Here is a 17,794-nt window from a genome sequence, read left to right as displayed (position 1 = left end):
CTATCATCGAAAAATGCGGCCCGGAACAACCGCCCTCGCGAAGGAAACCATGTGCGGCTCAAGCTGAGAACCAAGACGGCACTGCTGGTCACCTCGCTGGTGCTCGCGCTTGTTGGCGCAACGGAGTGGTGGCAGTACCGCAACCTGTCCGGCGAATATCTCAACCTGATGCGCGACCAGCAGCAGGCCCTGACCGATAGCGCCGCGGCCGATCTCGACTACAAGCTGGGCGTTCACCTCGCCGCCCTGGAGCGCGCGGCCCGGGAGATCGGCGCGCGCGGCTTCGACGACGCTGAAGCGCGGCAGCGCTTTCTCAAGGACCGCGACTTGCTCGCGATGTTCGACAATGCCGCGCTCGCCGGCCCGGACGGCGCCATCGTCGCCATCAACCCGCCTGCCGACCACCCTCCGAACATTGCCGACCGCGACTACTTCCGGCAGGTGCGCGACCTGAGGCAACCCACCATTTCGGCGCCGCTGCTCACCAAGGACAGCAAACAGCCTGCCGTGGTCATGGCCGTTCCCGTCGACGCACCCGACGGCCGGCTCATCGGCATGCTGGGAGCGGCGTTGAACCTGCAGCGCGCCAACGTGCTCGGCGACATGAGCCGAGCCACCATCGGCCGCGGCGGCTACTACGTGATCGTCACACGCGATGCGTCTCCGCGCGTGGTCATGCATCACGATGCGAGCCTGCTGCTCAAGCCTGCGAGCGCGATGGTGGTCGCATCCGCCGACGACACCGGCAACGACCTGGCGACGCGTGCCATTGTGCGCAGTGCCGACTGGGACCTGCGCCTCGTCGTGCCGGCGGAAATTGCCTACGCACCGCTGGAGCAGGCGAAGCGAAGCCTGCTGCTGCAACTGCTGTGGCTGGGCCTGGGCTGCGCGTTTCTCGTTTGGATGGGTACGTCGTGGGCAATGCGACCGCTCGATGCGCTCACCAATGCGATTCGCACCTTGCGGCAATCGCCGGACAGCCAGGTCAAGCTCGATGTCGTCGCCACCGACGAGCGCGGCGATCTGGCCCGTGAGTTCGACGCGCTCATGGCCGAGCTGCGCGAGCAGCGGCTCGAGGTGGCCGCGGTCACCGATGCATCGCCGGTGGGATTGTTCCGCTCCGACACCGAAGGCCGCGCGACTTATGTGAACGACGAGTACCTTGCGATCCACGGCCTGGAGCGGAAAGACGCCGCGCTGGGTTGGCTCACGCTGGTGCGCGAAGACATCCGGGAGAAGGTTCTCAAGGAATGGATTCGCCTCGTGAATACGCCCGAACCGTTCAGCGCCACGCGCCGGCTCCACCGCAAGGATGGAACCCGGGTGCTGGTGGCATTGAGAAGCCGCCCCGTGATTGTCGGAGGCCGCGTGCTCGGCCACGTCGGAACGGTGACGGACATCACCGAGCGCACCCGGGCCGAGCAGGCCCTTCGCACGCTCACCGCCGTATTCGACATGACGACCGACTACATCGTGCAGATGGATGCGGCGGGGCGGCTCATCTACATGAACCCGGCCGCCCGCCGCCGCACCGGACTGCGTCTCGACGCGCCGATCGAGCAGCTGAGCGTGAACGACTTCAATCCGCCCAAGACGATCGAACGGTTCAGGTCGGAAGTGGTGCCTGTTGCCGTCGGCAAAGGCATCTGGGTGGGCGAGTCGATGGTGTGGGACGACCAGCGCCAGGAGTTTCCGGTCAGCCACATGGTGATTGCGCACCGCGACAAGCACGGCAAGGTGGAGTACTTCTCGGGTCTGATGCGCGACATCTCGGCGGCCAAGGCGGCCGAGCAAGCGCTGCGCGAGAGCGAACACCGCCTGCGCATGGTGACCGACCACCTGCCCGCGCTGATCTCGTACCTCGACTGGGATCTGCGCTTCCGGTTCGTCAACAAGGCCTACCAGGACTGGTTCGGTGTCGAGCCCGAACAGCTGATCGGCCGCAGCATGCGCGAGTTCTACGGCGACGAGGCCTGGGCCCAGATGGAGCCGCATCTGCGCGCTGCGCTGGCGGGGCGCCAGGTGACCTACGAGCGGAGGGTGGAGGGCCCCGGCGGGCGCCGCGACATCCAGGCCACGCTGGTTCCGGAGCGCAACGAACAGGGCCGGGTGATGGGCCTCTACACGCTGGACAGCGACATCACCGCGCACCACGAGGCGGAAGAAGCCCTCCAGGAGAGCGAAGCCCGCCTTCGCACGGTGGCCGACGCGCTGCCGATGCGCGTCGCCTATATCGATGCGGACGAGCGCTACCGGTTCAACAACCTCGCCTACGAGCGCGAATTCGGGCTCTCGCGGGACCAGATCCAGGGGCACACCGTGCAAGAGCTCCTGGGCGGTGCGGCCTACGAATCGGTAAAGCCGCACATCCGCGCCGCGCTGGCGGGGGAGGTCGTCACCTTCCAGAGCGAAGACACGCAGAGCGACAGCTACAACTGCTACGAGGCCCAGTACATTCCGCAACCGGCGGCCAATGCCGACACCATCGTCGGCTTCCATGCGGTCATCACCGACATCACGCGCCAGAAGCTCGAGGAGAAGCGCCTGGTCAACCTGGCGCAGATCGATCCGCTCACCGGCCTTGCCAACCGCGCGGGCTTCGAAGCGCGCCTGGCCGAGGCCATGGACCGCAGCCGCGGCGCCGGTGCGCTGATGGCGCTGATGTACCTGGACATCGACGGTTTCAAGCAGATCAACGACCAGTTCGGCCACCAGGCCGGCGACGAGCTGCTGAAGGGGTTCTCGAACAGGCTGTCGCAGGGCCTGCGTTCCAGCGACGTTCGCGCGCGCCTCGGCGGCGACGAGTTCACGGTGATCATGGAAGGCCTGCCCAATGCGGACATCGCCCTTTCCACTGCCGCGAAGCTTGTCGCGACCATGCAGGCGCCGTTTGCCCTGGAGTCGCAGTTGACCATCAGCATCACCGCGAGCATCGGGCTGGCGTTCTACCAGGGCGGCGATGCAACTGCCGCCACGCTGGTCAGGCGCGCGGACGAAATGCTCTACCAGGCCAAGAGGTCCGGCCGCAACAACGTCAAGGCGGCGCTCCTGCCGGTGGAAAACAGCGTGTAGCTCCATGTCGAGCGCTGACGACGAGCCCTTGCCTCACTTATCCCGCTTAGCCCGCCGGCTGTAGCCGCGGCTGCTTGCCGGCGTGGTCCGTGCGGGGGAAGGTGAGTGCGATGAGCACCGCGCCAAGTCCCACGGCCATCGAGCCGATGTACATCCAGGCGTAGCTGCCGTAGCGGTCGAAGAGCCAGCCGCCCAGCACCGGGCCAAGCGCCATGCCCAGGCTGGACAGCATCGACGCCGCGCCCAACACGGTGCCCAGGATCCGGGCGCCGAAGTAGTCGCGCGCCAGCACCGCATAGAGCGGCATCACGCCGCCATAGGCGAGGCCGAAAACAATGGCCACGGCATAGAAGCCGCCCAGTTGGTTGACCAGCAGGTAGCTGGCGGCGGCAAAGGCCTGGATCAGCAGCCCGGCGACGAGCACCCGCTTGGCGCCCAGCCGGTCTGCCAGCACGCCGAAGAGCAGGCGCCCTCCCAGCCCGGCCGCGCCTTCCATGCTGTAGATGGTGACGGCCGCGAACGTCGGAAGGCCGCAGCCGATCGCATAACTGACCGTGTGGAAGATCGGCCCCGAGTGCGCCGCGCAGCAGGCAAAGAACGTGATCCCGAGCACGAGGAATGCGCGCGAGCGAAGCGCCTGCCCCACCTTCATTTCCGGCGCCGGTGCTGCCCCTCCGGCAGGCGAAGCGGAAGCGGCTGCGGGCGCCGCGCGAATGAGCCAGACCGCGGGCAGCAGCACGACCCACGCGCCGATCCCGATGATCAGCTGCGCCATGCGCCAGTCGTAGTGCGTCACCAGCCATGCAGCCAGCGGAGAGATGGTCATCGGCGCAACGCCCATGCCAGCCGAGACGAGCGATACCGCCAGGCTGCGATGCCTGTCGAACCACGATGCGGTGGTTGCAATCACCGGCGCGAAGAAGCTGCCGGCGGCAATGCCCATCATCACTCCGTAGAAAAGCTGGAACTGGAGCAAGGTCGACGCACGGCTCGCCAGCACCGTCGAGAGCCCCAGCAGCACCGTGCCCGCCAGCACCACCACGCGCGGGCCGTAGCGGTCGCTCAGCGCGCCCCAGCCGAAGCCGGCCACGCCCATGCTCAGGAAGGCCAGCGTCATGGCGCTTGAAATGCCCGCGCGCGACCAGCCGGTGGCCGCGCTCATCGGCTCCAGGAAGACTGCCAGCGAGAACAGCACGCCAATGGCCACGCAGGTCATCAGCGCGCCGGCGGCAACAATGGACCAGTTCGAATCGAGCGCGTCGGCCGGGCGCGCGGAGGCACGGATGTTCATCGTCTTGCTCCGGAAGAAGTATGGCTACAGTGAACCAATTGGTTGACTATAACGACATTTCTTTTTTTGCGCATGCTCCCGGCGCCGGCGCAATGCAGCGGTGAGCTGCGCGGTACTAGTCGGCGGAGGCGGATCGCATGCCGAGCTTGCGCAGCATCCGGTGGAAGTTGCTGCGGTCGATGCCGGCCTCGCGCGCGGCGTTGGCCACATGTCCGTTGTGCCGCGCGAGCGCATCCGCGAGCCATGCACGCTGGAAAGCGGTCGTTGCTTCGCGCAACGTGCCGCCGGCGGCGAGAGCAAAGCTGGCGTGGCCGCCGTCCGTCGGTGCCTGGGCAAGCGGCGTCTGTGCGGACCCCGTCGCATGGCTCCCAGCAACCGCGGCATCCAGCGCCAGGTGATGCGGCTCGATCGCCGTCCAGCGCGCGCCGCGGCCCTGCTCCGTGACCGCCCTGAGCGATGCGCGGCTGACGACATGCTCGAGCTCGCGCACGTTGCCGGGCCAGCCATGCGCGAGGAGGGCGGCCTTCGACGCAGGTGAAAGCCGCAGGTTGCGCGCACCCAGCCGATGCTGGTTTTCTTCCAGAAAGCCGCCGGCCAGCGCCACTACGTCGCGCCCGCGCTCGCGCAGCGGCGGCACCACCAGCGGATAGACCGAGAGCCGGTGGTACAGGTCGGCACGGAAGCGGCCCTGCGCAATGGCGGCGGGCAGGTCGCGGTTGGTGGCCGCAATCACGCGCACGTCGACCTTCAGCGTCCGGTCGCTGCCGGGCCGCTGCACCTCGCCGCTTTGCAGCACGCGCAGCAGCTTGGCTTGCACCGTCAGCGGCAGTTCGCCCACTTCATCGAGAAAGAGCGTGCCGCCGTCGGCAATCTCGAACTTGCCGTTCCGGTCCTGCACCGCGCCGGTGAACGCGCCGCGCTTGTGGCCGAAGAGTTCGCTGTCGGCGAGCGTCTCTGGCAATGCCGCGCAGTTCACCTGCACCAGCGGCTGGTCGCGCCGCCGCGAGCGCGCATGAAGGCGCTGCGCCACCAGGTCCTTGCCCACGCCCGTCTCCCCGAGCACCAGCACAGTGAGGTCCGATGCCGCGACCGTATCGATCTCGCTGCACAGCTTCTTCATGGCGGCGCTGCTCCCGAGCAGTTCGCGCGTGGCACCGGGCCCCGAGCGCAACGCCTGCGCCACGGCCTGCTCGCGCATGGCGCGCGCTTCCATCTCCTGGATCGTGTGGGCGGATTCGATGCCGGTTTCCACCAGCGCAACGAGCGCGTCGAGCTGTGCCGGGCTTACCGATTCGAACGCGCCGGGCTCCAGCGCATCCAGCGTCAGCAGGCCCCACACGGCGCCGCGCAGGCGAAGCGGCGCCCCCATGCAGTCGTGCACCGGCAGGATGCCCGGCTGCCCCGCGACCAAGCCGTCATAAGGGTCGGGCAGGCCGCAGTCGTGCGCAAAGCGCAGGCCTTGCCCGCTCTCGAGCAGGCGCGCAAAGCGCGGGTGCGATGCCACCGGAAACTGCCGCCCCAGGGTCTCGTCGCTCAGGCCGTCCACGGCAAGCGGCCGCAGCACGTCGCCATCGAGCCGCAGCAGCGCGGCGGCATCGCACCGCACCAGGCCGCGCGCCGCGGCAAGAAGCGAGCGGTAACGCTGGCCTTCGGAAGCGGCGTCGGGCTCGGCCGTGGTCGGATTGACACTTTGTGTGGTCATAAATACAACATGATTGCTGTGGCGAATTTGACCACGCATCGAAAATCCCCAATGGTGGCGGGCACTTGCGCAGCGCCTGCGACTGGCACGGATCGTGAGAGAGAAGAAGCATCTCAACTGCCATCGCCGAGCCACAGATGAACCCGCAAACCATCGCCATCGTCAAGGCCACCGTCCCCGCGCTCCAGGCGCACGGAGAGGCCATTACCAGTCACTTCTACCGGATCATGTTCGAAGGCCATCCGGAGGTGAAGGCGTTCTTCAACGAGGCGCACCAGGCCGCCGGCAGCCAGGCGCGCGCACTCGCGGGCGCCGTGCTGGCCTATGCCATGCACATCGACCGGCTCGGCGAAATTGCCGGCGCGCTGCCGCGGATCATCCAGAAGCATGCGGCACTGGGCGTGCTGCCGGAGCACTACCCGGTTGTCGGCGGCTGCCTCCTGCAGGCCATCAAGGACGTGCTCGGCGACGCCGCCACCGACGAGATCATTGCCGCATGGGGCGAAGCCTACGAGTCGCTCGCGGCGATCCTGATTGCCGCCGAAGAAGAGGTCTACCGCAACAACGCCGCACAGCCCGGCGGATGGCGCGGCGAGCGCGAGTTTCGCGTTGCGCGGCGCGAGCAGGAGAGCGAAGTCATCACCTCCTTCTACCTGGAGCCCACCGACGGCGGCCCGCTGCTCGCGTTCTCGCCCGGCCAATACCTCACGCTGGTGCTGAACATCGACGGCGAGCCGCTCAGGCGCAACTACTCGCTGTCCGATGCGCCGGGCAAGCCCTGGTACCGCATCAGCGTCAAGCAGGAAGAGGGCGGCAAGGCGTCGAACTGGCTGCATGAGAACGCGGCCGTCGGAACGGTCCTGAAGGCGCAGGCGCCCTGCGGCGACTTTGTGCTGCAGCCCGCGGGCGAGCAGTCGCGTCCGCTGGTGCTGGTAACGGGCGGCGTTGGCATCACGCCAGCCATGAGCATGCTCGAATCCGTGGCGCACACCGGCCGGCCGGTGCACTTCATTCATGCGGCGCGGCATGGCGGCGCCCATGCATTCCGCGAGCGTGTCGATGCACTGGCGGCGCAGCATGCCAACGTGAAGCCGCTCTATGTGTACGACACGCCGCGTGAATCCGACCGGCCGCACGCCACCGGCTTCGTCACGCGCGAGTTGCTCGCGCAGCAACTGCCGGCCGACCGCGACGTCGACCTGTACTTTCTCGGCCCCAAGCCCTTCATGAAGGCGGTGTATGCCAGCAGCCTCGAGCTGGGCGTACCGAGGCAACAGCTGCGCTACGAGTTCTTCGGGCCGCTCGAAGCGCTGGAGGCGTAAAGGTCAGCAAGGCGCGTTCAGCGCCTACCGCAGCACCAGCACGGGCAGCATCGATTGTGCGAGCACATGCTGCGTTTCGCTGCCCAGCAGCAGGCGCTTGATGCCCTTGCGCCCGTGCGAAGCCATCACGATCAGGTCGCTCTTGTGCTTTTTCGCGGCGGCGACGATCGACTCCGCCACGAGATCGGAATTGGCCGTCGCCGTCTTGACTCGCACGCCGCTCTGCTCGGCGCGCGACTTGACGGTGTCGAGCATGGCCTGGGCCTTGTCGGCCCACTGCTTCTCTATGAGCGCAATGTCCTCGGGGGAGAACGACATCGCGCCGTCGAAGTAGCCTTTCGGGTAGCGCGGAACCACGTTGAGCGCCACCAGGTCGGCGTCGTGCGTTGCGGCGAGTGCAATGGCGCTCGTCACGGCCTTCTTCGAAAGCGTCGAACCGTCCGTGGCGACGAGGATGCGTTTGAACATGATGAGGGTCTCCGAAAGTCTGTGCCGCGAGCTTAGGCAGGCGGCGGCGCCGGGGGTTGATGCAGATCAACCGGCGCCATGGCGGCCGCCCTTAGCCTTGCGCGATGCAAGCTGCGCTCGCCCCGTTCTCTCCACCTTCATCGCCCATGCCGGCCTCCAGCGAGGCATGGCGGGTACTGGACGATTCCGCCGAATGGCCGGTGTTCGGCCGCTTGCTGGAAGGCGATGCGGGCACGGGCCGGTGGGAGTCGCAGATTGCGGTGGAGGGCATGCATTGCGCCGCTTGCGCATTCACGGTTGAGGCGGCGTTGCTGCAAGTGCCGGGCGTGCTCGAAGCGCAGGTCAATGCCGCGAGCCATCGTGCGCGCGTGGTGTGGTCGGCGGCGGCCACGCGGCCTTCGCGCTGGTTCGAGGCGGCGGCCGCCGCCGGATACCCGCTGTTGCCGGCCTCGAACAGCTCCGCGCGCGAACGTCGTGCAAGGGAGCTGCGGCTCGCGCTCTGGCGCTGGCTCGTCTCGGGCTTTTGCATGATGCAGGTGATGATGTATGCCTACCCGGCCTACATCGCGCAGCCGGGGGAGATGACGGCCGACGCTGCGCAGCTGCTTCGCTGGGCCTCCTGGGTGCTGACGCTGCCGGTCTTGTTCTTCTCGTGCGGGCCGTTCTTCCGCAGCGCATGGCGGGACCTTCGCCATGCGCGCATCGGCATGGACGTGCCGGTTGCCTTCGGCATCGCCATCACTTTTGCCGTCAGCAGCGCGGCTACCTTCGACACCGCGGGCGTGCTGGGCGGCGAGGTGTATTTCGACTCGCTCACCATGTTCGTGTTCTTCCTGCTCACCGGCCGGTGGCTCGAGGCGCGGCTGCGGGACCGGACGGCCGGCTCTCTCGATGCGGTGATGAACCGGCTGCCCGACAGCATCGAGCGGCTCGAAGCCGGCGGCGGCTGGCGGCGCGTGGCCGTAGGGCGCCTGGCGGTGGGTGACGTGGTGCGCGTGCTGCCGGGCGAGGCCTTTCCCGCGGACGGCGTGCTGATCGACGGCAACACCAGCACCGGCGAGGCGCTGCTTACCGGTGAATCGCGCCCGGTGCCGCGTGCGTGCGGCGAGCGCGTGCTCGCGGGCAGCCACAACCTCTCGGCCGCGGTGCAGGTGCGCATCGAGTCGGTGGGCGAGGACACGCGCTTTGCGCAGATCGTCCGGCTGATGGAAAGCGCCGCATCGAGCAAGCCGCGGCTGGCCCAACTGGCCGACCGCATCGCGCGTCCGTTTCTTGTGCTGGTTCTGTTGTCGGCCGCGGGTGCCGCTGCGTTCTGGTGGCATGCGGACACCGGCAAGGCCCTGATGGTGGCTGTGGCCGTGCTCATCGTGACCTGCCCGTGCGCGCTGTCCCTTGCCACGCCGGCTGCCATGCTCACCAGCGCAGGCGCGCTGGCCCGCGGCGGCGTGCTCACGGCCAACCTGCAGGCGCTGGAAGCACTGGCCAGCGTGGATACGGTGGTCTTCGACAAGACGGGCACCTTGACCGGCGACACGCCGCGCCTCGAACGCGTGTATTGCCGCCAGGGCCTGCGCCCCGGCGATGCGTTGGAGATAGGCGCGGCGCTCGGCATGCACTCCCTTCATCCGGGGGCACGTGCGCTCGTGAACGCATGGAATGCGCAGTTCCGTACTGCGCCTGCCTGGAACGTGACCCGGCCGGCCGAACTCGCTGGCCTCGGCCTCGAAGGCCTGCTGTGCCGGCGCGCCGGCGACGAAGATGCCGCGCGTCGCGTGCGGCTCGGCTCCGCAAGCTATTGCGGCGTGGCGCCGCTGCAGGTCGATGCACCGCAGGTTCACCTCTGCGACGAGCAGGGCTGGATCGCGAGCTTCGTGCTTGCCGAGGAACTGCGCGCGGACGCCGCCGCCGCCGTGGCCGCGCTGCAGGCGGAGGGCATCACGGTGCGCCTGCTTTCCGGCGACCGCGACAGCGCCGCCCGCGAGATCGCGGCGCGCGCCGGCATCGAGTTTGCGCAGGGAGATTGCAAGCCCGAAGACAAGCTGGAGGCGCTGTGGCGGCTGCAGGCCGAGGGCCGGCAAGTCGCGATGGTGGGCGACGGCCTCAACGATGGCCCTTCCCTGGCACGCGCCAATGCATCCTTCGCCTTCGGAAACGCGGTGCCGCTCTCGCGCGCGCGGGCCGACTTCGTGGTGCTCGGCGATGCGCTCGCGGCCATTCCACGCACCATTGCGCAGGCGCGCCGAACGCTGCGCGTGGTGCGGCAGAACCTTGCGTGGGCTGCCGGCTACAACGCCCTGTGCGTGCCGCTGGCCGTGGCGGGATGGCTGCCCGCATGGCTCGCAGGCATCGGCATGGCAGCCAGTTCGCTGGTGGTGGTGCTCAACGCCGCGCGGCTCGCCGCCCCGGGCAACGCGCCATCGAGTGGAGCGGGGCGCTGATGGACATCCTCTTCCTGCTCATTCCGCTGTCGGTCATGCTGGTGCTCGTCATCCTCGGCGGGCTGTGGTGGGCCATCGAGCGGGGCCAGTTCGAAGACGTCGACGTGGAGGCCGACCGGATCCTGCGCGGCGATTGATCTGCATCAAACCCCGTGTCCGGTTGCAAGGGGACACTGCCTCCAGTCCACCAACAGGCACCACGATGCAAGAACCCAATCCCCCCGCAGCGGTCTACGACGACACCGTCGTGCGGCAGTTCGCCCTCATGTCCGTGGTCTGGGGCGTGGTCGGCATGCTCGTCGGCGTGATCATCGCCTCGCAGCTGACCTGGCCCGAGCTCAACCTCGGCATTCCATGGCTCGGCTACGGACGGCTGCGCCCACTGCACACCAACGCGGTGATCTTCGCGTTCGGCGGCTGTGCGCTCATGGCCACCAGTTTCCACGTGGTGCAGCGCACCTGCCAAGTCCGCCTGTTCGCGCCGGGGCTCGCATCCTTTGTGTTCTGGGGCTGGCAGGCGGTGATCGTCGCGGCCGCCATCAGCCTGCCGCTGGGCTACACCACGGGCAAGGAATACGCCGAACTCGAATGGCCCATCGACATCCTCATTGCAGTGGTGTGGGTGGCCTACGCGGTGGTGTTCTTCGGCACCATCGGCATTCGCAAGGTGCGCCACATCTACGTTGCCAACTGGTTCTTCGGCGCCTTCATCATTGCGGTGGCGCTGCTGCACATCGTCAACAGCGCTGAAATTCCGGCGGGCTGGATGAAGAGCTACTCGGCCTATGCCGGTGTGCAGGACGCCATGGTGCAGTGGTGGTACGGGCACAACGCGGTGGGCTTTTTCCTCACGGCGGGCTTCCTCGGAATGATGTACTACTACATCCCCAAGCAGGCTGCGCGCCCGGTGTATTCGTACCGGCTTTCCATCGTCCACTTCTGGGCGCTGATCTTCACCTACATGTGGGCCGGCCCGCACCACCTGCACTACACGGCTCTGCCCGACTGGACGCAATCGCTCGGCATGGTGTTCTCGCTCATCCTCCTGGCGCCCAGCTGGGGCGGAATGATCAACGGCGTGATGACGCTCTCGGGCGCCTGGCACAAGCTGCGCACCGATCCGATCCTGCGCTTCCTGATCGTCGCGCTCTCGTTCTACGGCATGGCCACCTTCGAGGGCCCGATGATGTCCATCAAGACCGTCAACGCCCTGAGCCACTACACCGACTGGACCGTGGGCCACGTGCATGCCGGCGCATTGGGCTGGGTGGGCTTCATCACCATGGGCTCGCTCTACTACCTGATTCCGCGCATGTACGGCCGGACCGAGATGTACAGCGTCAAGGCCATCGAAGCCCACTTCTGGGTGGCCACCATCGGCATCGTGCTCTACATCGCGGCCATGTGGATCGCGGGTGTGATGCAGGGCCTGATGTGGCGCGCCATCAACCCCGACGGCACGCTCACCTACACCTTCGTGGAGAGCGTGAAGGCCACCTTCCCGTTCTACCTGGTGCGGCTGGTCGGCGGCCTGCTGTACCTCGGCGGAATGCTGGTGATGGCATGGAACGTGTGGATGACCGTCATCTCCGGGCGCTCGGTGCGCGCCGTGATTCCGGCCGCCGCCATTGCCCACGCTTGAGAAATCAGCCATGAATACGAAAACCGAAACCAAGACCGGCTTCACCCACGAGAAGGTGGAGACCAACAACCTGCTGATGATCGTGCTCATCCTGGTGGTGGTCGCCATCGGCGGGCTGGTCGAGATCGTGCCGCTGTTCTTCCAGAAGTCGACCACCGAGCCCATCCAGGGACTGAAGCCGCCCACCGCGCTGCAGTTGGCCGGGCGCGACGTGTACCTGCGCGAGGGTTGCTACAACTGCCACTCGCAGATGATCCGCCCGTTTCGCTCGGAGACGCTGCGCTACGGCCACTACTCGGTGGCGGGCGAATTCGTCTACGACCACCCGTTTCAATGGGGCAGCAAGCGCACCGGCCCCGACCTGCACCGCGTGGGCGGCAAGTACAGCGACGAGTGGCAGCGCATTCACCTGAACAACCCGCGCGACCTGGTGCCCGAGTCGAACATGCCGGCGTATCCGTGGCTCGGCAAGACGGTGGTGGATGCCGAGGCCATTCCGCGCCGCATGCGCGCGCTGCGCCATGTCGGCGTGCCGTACACGGACGAAGAGATTGCCCGCGCCGCCGAAGAAGTCCGCGGCAAGACCGAGCTGGACGCCACCGTGGCGTACCTGCAATCGCTGGGCCTCACGCTCAAGTAGGGAGCAACCGAACCATGACCGACATCACCACCCTGCGCGTTGCCGCGACCCTTCTGTGCTTTGCGCTCTTCGTGGGCATCGTGGCCTGGGCCTATGCCCGCCGCAACACGGTCCGCTTCGAGGAAGCCGCCCGGCTGCCGTTCGAGCAAGACTGAAGAAGAGGGGCCCCCGATGAGCGATTTCGTCAACAACTTCTGGTCCAACTACATTGCCGCCGGCACCGTGCTGAGCATTCTCGGATGCATGCTGCTGCTGTGGCTCACCGCGCGCAAGCGCGTGCCTTCGGACGCCGACAACACCACGGGCCACGTGTGGGACGAGGACCTTCGCGAAGCCAACAACCCGCTGCCCATGTGGTGGGTCGGCCTCTTCGTGCTGACCATCTTCTTCTCGGCCGGCTACCTGGTGATCTTTCCGGGCCTGGGCAGCTTCAGCGGCCAGGCGAACTGGAGCACCGAGTCCGAGTACGGCACCGAAGTGGCCAAGGCCAACAAGGCGCTGGAGCCCGTGTATGCCGCGTACGACAACATGCCCGCGGAAGACATTGCCCGCAATCCGAAGGCCATGGCCATCGGCGAGCGCCTGTTCATGAACAACTGCTCGCAATGCCACGGCTCCGATGCGCGCGGCAGCAAGGGCTTTCCCAACCTGACCGACAAGGACTGGCTGCACGGCGGCACGCCCGAGAAGATTGCCGAAAGCATCACCAAGGGCCGCATCGGCGTGATGCCCCCCATGGCTGCGGCAGTGGGCTCGCAAGACGACGTGAAGAACCTGGCGAACTACGTGCTGAGCCTTTCGGGCGAGCCGCACGATTCGGTGCGCGCGGGCCTCGGCAAGTCGAAGTTCACGGCTTGCGCCTCGTGCCACGGCATCGGCGGTGTCGGCAACCAGGCGGTGGGCGCGCCCAACCTCAGCGACAAGGTGTGGCTCCACGGCTATGGAGAGGCGGCCATTGTGCAGCTCGTCAACGCCGGCAAGCACAGCGCCATGCCCGCGCAGGAAGGGCGGCTGACCGAGGCGCAGATCAAGCTGCTTTCCGCCTACGTATGGGGCTTTTCCAACGCCCCGGCCGCAGGGCCCTGAAGCCGGCGCACCATGGACTCATCCGCACCCGCGAGCCCCGCCTCGCGCAAGATCATTCCGATTGTTCCGGCCGGCGCTGAAACGGGGGGGCTTTACGAGGCCACGAAGAAGATCTACCCGCGCAGCGTTCGCGGCGTGTTCGCGCGATGGCGCTGGGCAATGGTCTTTCTGACGCAGCTGGTGTTCTACGGCATGCCGTGGGCGCAGTGGGGCGAGCGGCAGCTGGTGCTGTTCGACCTGGCCGCGCGACGCTTCTACGTCTTCGGATGGGTGCTGTATCCGCAAGACCTGATCTACCTCTCGGGCCTGCTGGTGGTCAGCGCCCTGGCGCTCTTTCTCTTTACCGCCGTGGCCGGGCGGCTGTGGTGCGGCTACGGCTGCCCCCAGACGGTGTACACCGAAATCTTCATGTGGGTGGAGCACAAGATAGAGGGCAACCGCACCGCGCGGATGCGGCTCGACGCCGAGCCGATATCGGCCGAGAAACTGGTGAAGAAGTGGTTCAAGCACCTGGTGTGGATCGGCATTGCGCTGTGGACCGGCTTCACCTTCGTGGGCTACTTCACGCCCATCCGCGAACTTGGCATGGCCTTCCTGCAGACCCGCATGGGCTCGTGGGAGGTGTTCTGGGTGTTCTTCTACGGCTTTGCAACGTACGGCAACGCGGGCTTCATGCGCGAGCAGGTGTGCAAGTACATGTGCCCGTACGCGCGCTTCCAGAGCGCCATGTTCGACCGCGACACGCTCATCGTCACCTACGACCCGAAGCGCGGCGAACCGCGTGCGCCGCGCCGCAAGGGCCCCGATCCGCGCAGCATGGCGCTGGGCGACTGCATCGACTGCGGGCTGTGCGTGCAGGTGTGCCCCACGGGCATCGACATCCGCGAGGGGCTGCAATACGAGTGCATCGGCTGCGGCCTGTGTGTGGACGCCTGCGACACGGTGATGAAGAAGATGGCCTACGCGCCACGGCTGATCCGCTACGACACGCAGAACGGCATGGAGGCCGGCTGGTCGCGCCGGCAACTGATGCGCCGCGTGCTGCGCCCCCGCGTGCTGGTCTACACCGCCGTGCTGGCGCTGCTGATGGCGGGGCTGCTTGCCAGCCTGGTCACGCGCACGCCGCTCAAGGTCGACGTGGTGCGCGACCGTGCATCGCTCGCCCGCATCGTCGAGGGCGGCCGGCTCGAGAACGTCTACCGCCTGCAGATCATGAATGCCACCGAAGAGCCGCGCGGCTACCGCATTGCCGCGCACGGCATCGAAGGGCTCAGCGTCTCGCCCGACGAGCGCGTCACTGTCGGACCGGCGCAATCGCGATGGGTCGCCGTGCGGCTCCAGGTGCCCTATGGCGCGGCATCGGCCGGCTCGCACCCGGTGTACTTCGACATTCGCGAAGAGGGCGCGGGCGGGGTCCAGGTGTCTGAAAAAGCGGTGTTCCTTGTGCCGCGCTGAAGGAATGGAAATGAACGCAACAAGAAACGAACCGGCGGCGAATGATCGGTGGTGGCGGCACCCTTTGCTGTGGATGGTAATTGCGGGGCCGGCGCTGGTGGTGGTCGCGAGCTTCGTGACCTTCTGGTACGCCTGGGACAGCCCCGACCCGCTGGTGTCGGCAGACTACTACCGCCGGGGCGTCGAGATCAACAAGACCCTGGCGGACAAGAAGCTGATGCCCGCGCTCGCCGGCCGGAACCATGCGGCAACCCCGGCCGAAGCGGTGCCCTTGCCGCGCCGCGAGGCCGCGCCATGAGCAGCTCGCGCCAGCTGATCGGCATTCTGTGGCCTTCGTTCCTGCTGGCCTGCGCCATCGAGATCCTGGTGTTCGCGCTGGTCGATCCGTCCGATCTGCATTGGGGCGGCGAAGCGCTGCGGATGTCGCGCCAGGGCGTCTACACCGTGGCTTTCTTTCTTTTCTGGGGCATGGCGGCGGCTTCCAGCGCATTCACCGCGCTGCTGGCCGACCCGCCTTCCCGCGACCTTCCAGGACGTGCGCAATGACATTGCCTTCGACCGCCTGTGCCCACGTTGCCGACACCGCACCCCTGCCGGCCACCGTGCTGCGGCAGTTCGATGTTGCCGGCCCGCGCTATACCTCTTACCCAACCGCGGACCGCTTCGTGGAGGCCTTCGGCGCGGACGACTACGCCTCGGCGTTGCGCGCGCGGCGCGATGCCGGCGCCTCCGCGTCGCCGCTTTCGCTCTATGTGCATATTCCGTTCTGCGAATCGCTTTGCTACTACTGCGCCTGCAACAAGGTTGTGACGCGGCACCCCGAAAGGGCCGTGCAGTACCTGGCCTACCTGGAGCGTGAAACCCGGCTGCAGGCCGCGCAGCTCGGCCGCCGCGCCACCGTGAGCCAGCTGCACCTGGGCGGCGGCACGCCCACTTTCCTGAGCGATGCGCAGTTGGCAGGCCTTCTTGCCATGCTGCGCGAATCGTTCGACCTCGCTGCCGGCGGCGAGCAGTCCATCGAAATCGACCCCCGCACCGTGAATGCGGCCCGACTCGCGAACCTGGCGGCGCTGGGCTTCAACCGGCTGAGCTTCGGCGTGCAGGACTTGGATCCCGACGTGCAGAAGGCCGTGCACCGCATCCAGCCGGCGCACCAGGTGTTCGGGCTCATGGCCGATGCGCGCGCGCTGGGCTTCGAGTCGATCAACGTCGACCTGATCTACGGCCTGCCGCGCCAGAACGATGCGTCTTTCGCGCGCACGATGGACCAGGTCTGCGAGCTCCGGCCCGACCGGATTGCGCTCTATGCCTACGCCCATCTGCCCGAGCGCTTCAAGCCGCAGCGGCGCATTGCGGCCGAAGAACTGCCCGATGCCGAGACGCGGGTGCGCATGCTCTCCAGCGCCATTGCAACGCTCACCGCCGCGGGCTACGTCTACATAGGCATGGACCATTTCGCACTGCCCGGCGATCCGCTGGCGGTGGCCAAGCGGCAGGGGCGGCTGCAGCGAGACTTCCAGGGCTACAGCACGCAGCCGGAGGGCGACCTGGTGGCGCTGGGTGTTTCCGCCATTGGCCGCGTGGGCGCCACCTACAGCCAGAACGCCAAGACGGTGGACACCTACTACGACCTGCTCGACCAGGGGCGCCTTCCGGTGGTCCGCGGCATTGCGCTCTCGCGCGACGACGCGTTGCGGCGTGCGGTCATCATGGCGCTGATGTGCAAGGGCCGTGTCGGCTTCGATGCCATGGGCGAGGCGCACCGCATCGATTTCCGGCACCACTTCGCGGCCGAGTTCGCGGCGCTCGGGCCGCTGGCCGCGCAGGGCATGGTCCGCCTGACCGACCACGACATCGAAGTCACGGCGCAGGGTTGGTTCGTGGTGCGTGCCATCGCCATGGTGTTCGACCGCTACTGCCGCGACAACCGCACCCGCTTTTCGCGCGTGGTCTGAACATGCAGGCCGCGCTTGCCGGTGCCGCTTTGCTGATGGGCCTGGCCGGCGGGCCGCACTGCGTGGCCATGTGCGGTGCGGTGTCGGCCGCCGTGATCCGCATCGTGCCGGTTCACGCTGGCGCTTCATCCGCAACCGCAGGTAGCACCGCACCGGCTGCGCAAGCGGCCTTTCACATCGGGCGCATCGCAAGCTACGCCGTGGCGGGCGCCGTCGCCGCGGCCAGCGTGAACAGCCTGGCGCTGGCCGGGGCGCAAGTCGCCGCGCTCAAGCCGCTCTGGATGCTGCTGCATGTGTTCGTCTTCGCCTGGGGCGCGACGCTGGCGATCGCGGGGCGGCAGCCGGCGTGGGCACGGCGCGTCGGGCGCACGCTCGAAGCCCGCCTTCGTTCGCACGCGGGAGGCACGCCATGGGGTGTTCTGGCGACCGGCGCGCTCTGGGTGGCCATGCCTTGCGGGCTGCTCTATTCGGCATTGCTGCTTGCCAGCCTGGCCAATGGGCCCGTGCAGGGCGGGGTGGCGATGATGCTGTTCGCCGTGGGCAGCGGACTCTCCCTGGTGCTGGCGCCGTGGCTCTGGCAGCGGCTGCGGTGGAGCGGTGGCGGCTCTCAGGCCTGGGGTGCACGCCTTGCCGGTATCTTGCTCGCGGCCGTGGCGCTGCAGGCGCTCTGGTCCGATCTCGGCCGCCAGATCGAGATCTGGTGCCGCTGAACCCCGTGCGCCG

General features: G+C 67.5%; 16 protein-coding genes. 13 read left to right on the top strand and 3 right to left on the bottom strand.

Features of this window, described 5'->3' with window-relative positions:
• Nucleotides 1-51: 51 nt before the first annotated feature.
• Nucleotides 52-3,072 carry a PAS domain-containing protein gene (locus V9L20_RS01055; protein ID WP_337295162.1) on the top strand — a complete coding sequence of 1,007 codons (3,021 nt, stop codon included), beginning with the start codon at nucleotides 52-54 and terminating at the stop codon, nucleotides 3,070-3,072.
• A gap of 46 nt (nucleotides 3,073-3,118) precedes the next feature.
• Here the strand turns inward: V9L20_RS01055 and V9L20_RS01050 are convergent, their stop codons facing one another.
• Together V9L20_RS01050 and norR are read right to left on the bottom strand one after the other, a co-directional pair.
• Nucleotides 3,119-4,363: an MFS transporter gene (locus V9L20_RS01050; protein WP_337295161.1), complete on the bottom strand. Its 1,245-nt coding sequence runs from the start codon at nucleotides 4,361-4,363 to the stop codon at nucleotides 3,119-3,121.
• Between the two features lie 115 nt (nucleotides 4,364-4,478).
• On the bottom strand, nucleotides 4,479-6,065 hold the full coding sequence (gene norR, locus V9L20_RS01045; RefSeq protein WP_337295160.1) for a nitric oxide reductase transcriptional regulator NorR: 1,587 nt from the start codon (nucleotides 6,063-6,065) through the stop codon (nucleotides 4,479-4,481).
• Nucleotides 6,066-6,202: 137 nt separating this feature from the next.
• Between norR and hmpA the strand changes: the two genes are divergently transcribed.
• Entirely contained in the window at nucleotides 6,203-7,387 is a 1,185-nt protein-coding gene (gene hmpA, locus V9L20_RS01040) for an NO-inducible flavohemoprotein (RefSeq protein WP_337295159.1), read from the top strand.
• Between the two features lie 24 nt (nucleotides 7,388-7,411).
• Here the strand turns inward: hmpA and V9L20_RS01035 are convergent, their stop codons facing one another.
• Nucleotides 7,412-7,855 carry a universal stress protein gene (locus V9L20_RS01035; RefSeq protein ID WP_337295158.1) on the bottom strand — a complete coding sequence of 148 codons (444 nt, stop codon included), beginning with the start codon at nucleotides 7,853-7,855 and terminating at the stop codon, nucleotides 7,412-7,414.
• 104 nt (nucleotides 7,856-7,959) lie between these two features.
• On the opposite strand from V9L20_RS01035, the gene V9L20_RS01030 reads away from it, so the two are divergent.
• The 11 genes from V9L20_RS01030 (at nucleotide 7,960) to V9L20_RS00980 (ending at nucleotide 17,781) form a co-directional block, all read left to right on the top strand.
• A complete protein-coding gene (locus V9L20_RS01030; protein WP_337295157.1) occupies nucleotides 7,960-10,293 on the top strand; it encodes a heavy metal translocating P-type ATPase in 2,334 nt (777 codons plus the stop codon).
• On the top strand, nucleotides 10,293-10,430 hold the full coding sequence (gene ccoS / locus V9L20_RS01025; RefSeq protein WP_258505513.1) for a cbb3-type cytochrome oxidase assembly protein CcoS: 138 nt from the start codon (nucleotides 10,293-10,295) through the stop codon (nucleotides 10,428-10,430). Before V9L20_RS01030 ends, ccoS begins: the two co-directional genes overlap by 1 nt.
• Before the next feature lie 65 nt (nucleotides 10,431-10,495).
• Entirely contained in the window at nucleotides 10,496-11,935 is a 1,440-nt protein-coding gene (gene ccoN, locus V9L20_RS01020; RefSeq protein WP_337295156.1) for a cytochrome-c oxidase, cbb3-type subunit I, read from the top strand.
• A 10-nt stretch (nucleotides 11,936-11,945) separates the two neighbouring features.
• Complete coding sequence (ccoO, locus tag V9L20_RS01015) at nucleotides 11,946-12,575, top strand: cytochrome-c oxidase, cbb3-type subunit II (protein WP_337295155.1); 630 nt, start codon at nucleotides 11,946-11,948, stop codon at nucleotides 12,573-12,575.
• A gap of 14 nt (nucleotides 12,576-12,589) precedes the next feature.
• A complete protein-coding gene (locus V9L20_RS01010) occupies nucleotides 12,590-12,730 on the top strand; it encodes a cbb3-type cytochrome oxidase subunit 3 (protein WP_337295154.1) in 141 nt (46 codons plus the stop codon).
• A gap of 16 nt (nucleotides 12,731-12,746) precedes the next feature.
• Nucleotides 12,747-13,661 carry a cytochrome-c oxidase, cbb3-type subunit III gene (gene ccoP, locus V9L20_RS01005; RefSeq protein ID WP_337295153.1) on the top strand — a complete coding sequence of 305 codons (915 nt, stop codon included), beginning with the start codon at nucleotides 12,747-12,749 and terminating at the stop codon, nucleotides 13,659-13,661.
• Between the two features lie 12 nt (nucleotides 13,662-13,673).
• Nucleotides 13,674-15,116: a cytochrome c oxidase accessory protein CcoG gene (gene ccoG, locus V9L20_RS01000; protein WP_337295152.1), complete on the top strand. Its 1,443-nt coding sequence runs from the start codon at nucleotides 13,674-13,676 to the stop codon at nucleotides 15,114-15,116.
• A gap of 10 nt (nucleotides 15,117-15,126) precedes the next feature.
• The gene (locus tag V9L20_RS00995) at nucleotides 15,127-15,414 is read left to right on the top strand and encodes a FixH family protein (RefSeq protein ID WP_337295151.1); all 288 of its coding nucleotides are present in this window, start codon (nucleotides 15,127-15,129) and stop codon (nucleotides 15,412-15,414) included.
• On the top strand, nucleotides 15,411-15,662 hold the full coding sequence (locus V9L20_RS00990; protein ID WP_337295150.1) for a hypothetical protein: 252 nt from the start codon (nucleotides 15,411-15,413) through the stop codon (nucleotides 15,660-15,662). The genes V9L20_RS00995 and V9L20_RS00990 overlap by 4 nt, the downstream gene beginning before the upstream one ends.
• Nucleotides 15,659-17,071: an oxygen-independent coproporphyrinogen III oxidase gene (gene hemN, locus V9L20_RS00985; protein ID WP_337295149.1), complete on the top strand. Its 1,413-nt coding sequence runs from the start codon at nucleotides 15,659-15,661 to the stop codon at nucleotides 17,069-17,071. The genes V9L20_RS00990 and hemN overlap by 4 nt, the downstream gene beginning before the upstream one ends.
• A 2-nt stretch (nucleotides 17,072-17,073) precedes the next feature.
• A complete protein-coding gene (locus V9L20_RS00980; RefSeq protein WP_337295148.1) occupies nucleotides 17,074-17,781 on the top strand; it encodes a sulfite exporter TauE/SafE family protein in 708 nt (235 codons plus the stop codon).
• Nucleotides 17,782-17,794: the final 13 nt, after the last annotated feature.

The organism is Variovorax sp. CCNWLW225 (assembly GCF_037204045.1).
Lineage (GTDB): Bacteria > Pseudomonadota > Gammaproteobacteria > Burkholderiales > Burkholderiaceae_C > Variovorax.
Note: the sequence above shows the minus strand (reverse complement) of the source record. Positions and strands in the feature narration are given on the sequence as shown.

Bases quoted from the DNA above. Each gene is read 5' to 3' on its own strand.
- ccoO (WP_337295155.1), top strand. From the start codon at position 11,946: ATGAATACGAAAACCGAAACCAAGACCGGCTTCACCCACGAGAAGGTG.
- hemN (WP_337295149.1), top strand. From the start codon at position 15,659: ATGACATTGCCTTCGACCGCCTGTGCCCACGTTGCCGACACCGCACCC.
- ccoN (WP_337295156.1), top strand. From the start codon at position 10,496: ATGCAAGAACCCAATCCCCCCGCAGCGGTCTACGACGACACCGTCGTG.
- V9L20_RS01035 (WP_337295158.1), bottom strand. From the start codon at position 7,855: ATGTTCAAACGCATCCTCGTCGCCACGGACGGTTCGACGCTTTCGAAG.
- norR (WP_337295160.1), bottom strand. From the start codon at position 6,065: ATGACCACACAAAGTGTCAATCCGACCACGGCCGAGCCCGACGCCGCT.
- V9L20_RS00980 (WP_337295148.1), top strand. From the start codon at position 17,074: ATGCAGGCCGCGCTTGCCGGTGCCGCTTTGCTGATGGGCCTGGCCGGC.
- hmpA (WP_337295159.1), top strand. From the start codon at position 6,203: ATGAACCCGCAAACCATCGCCATCGTCAAGGCCACCGTCCCCGCGCTC.
- ccoS (WP_258505513.1), top strand. From the start codon at position 10,293: ATGGACATCCTCTTCCTGCTCATTCCGCTGTCGGTCATGCTGGTGCTC.
- ccoP (WP_337295153.1), top strand. From the start codon at position 12,747: ATGAGCGATTTCGTCAACAACTTCTGGTCCAACTACATTGCCGCCGGC.
- V9L20_RS01010 (WP_337295154.1), top strand. From the start codon at position 12,590: ATGACCGACATCACCACCCTGCGCGTTGCCGCGACCCTTCTGTGCTTT.
- V9L20_RS00990 (WP_337295150.1), top strand. From the start codon at position 15,411: ATGAGCAGCTCGCGCCAGCTGATCGGCATTCTGTGGCCTTCGTTCCTG.
- V9L20_RS01050 (WP_337295161.1), bottom strand. From the start codon at position 4,363: ATGAACATCCGTGCCTCCGCGCGCCCGGCCGACGCGCTCGATTCGAAC.
- V9L20_RS01030 (WP_337295157.1), top strand. From the start codon at position 7,960: ATGCAAGCTGCGCTCGCCCCGTTCTCTCCACCTTCATCGCCCATGCCG.
- V9L20_RS00995 (WP_337295151.1), top strand. From the start codon at position 15,127: ATGAACGCAACAAGAAACGAACCGGCGGCGAATGATCGGTGGTGGCGG.
- ccoG (WP_337295152.1), top strand. From the start codon at position 13,674: ATGGACTCATCCGCACCCGCGAGCCCCGCCTCGCGCAAGATCATTCCG.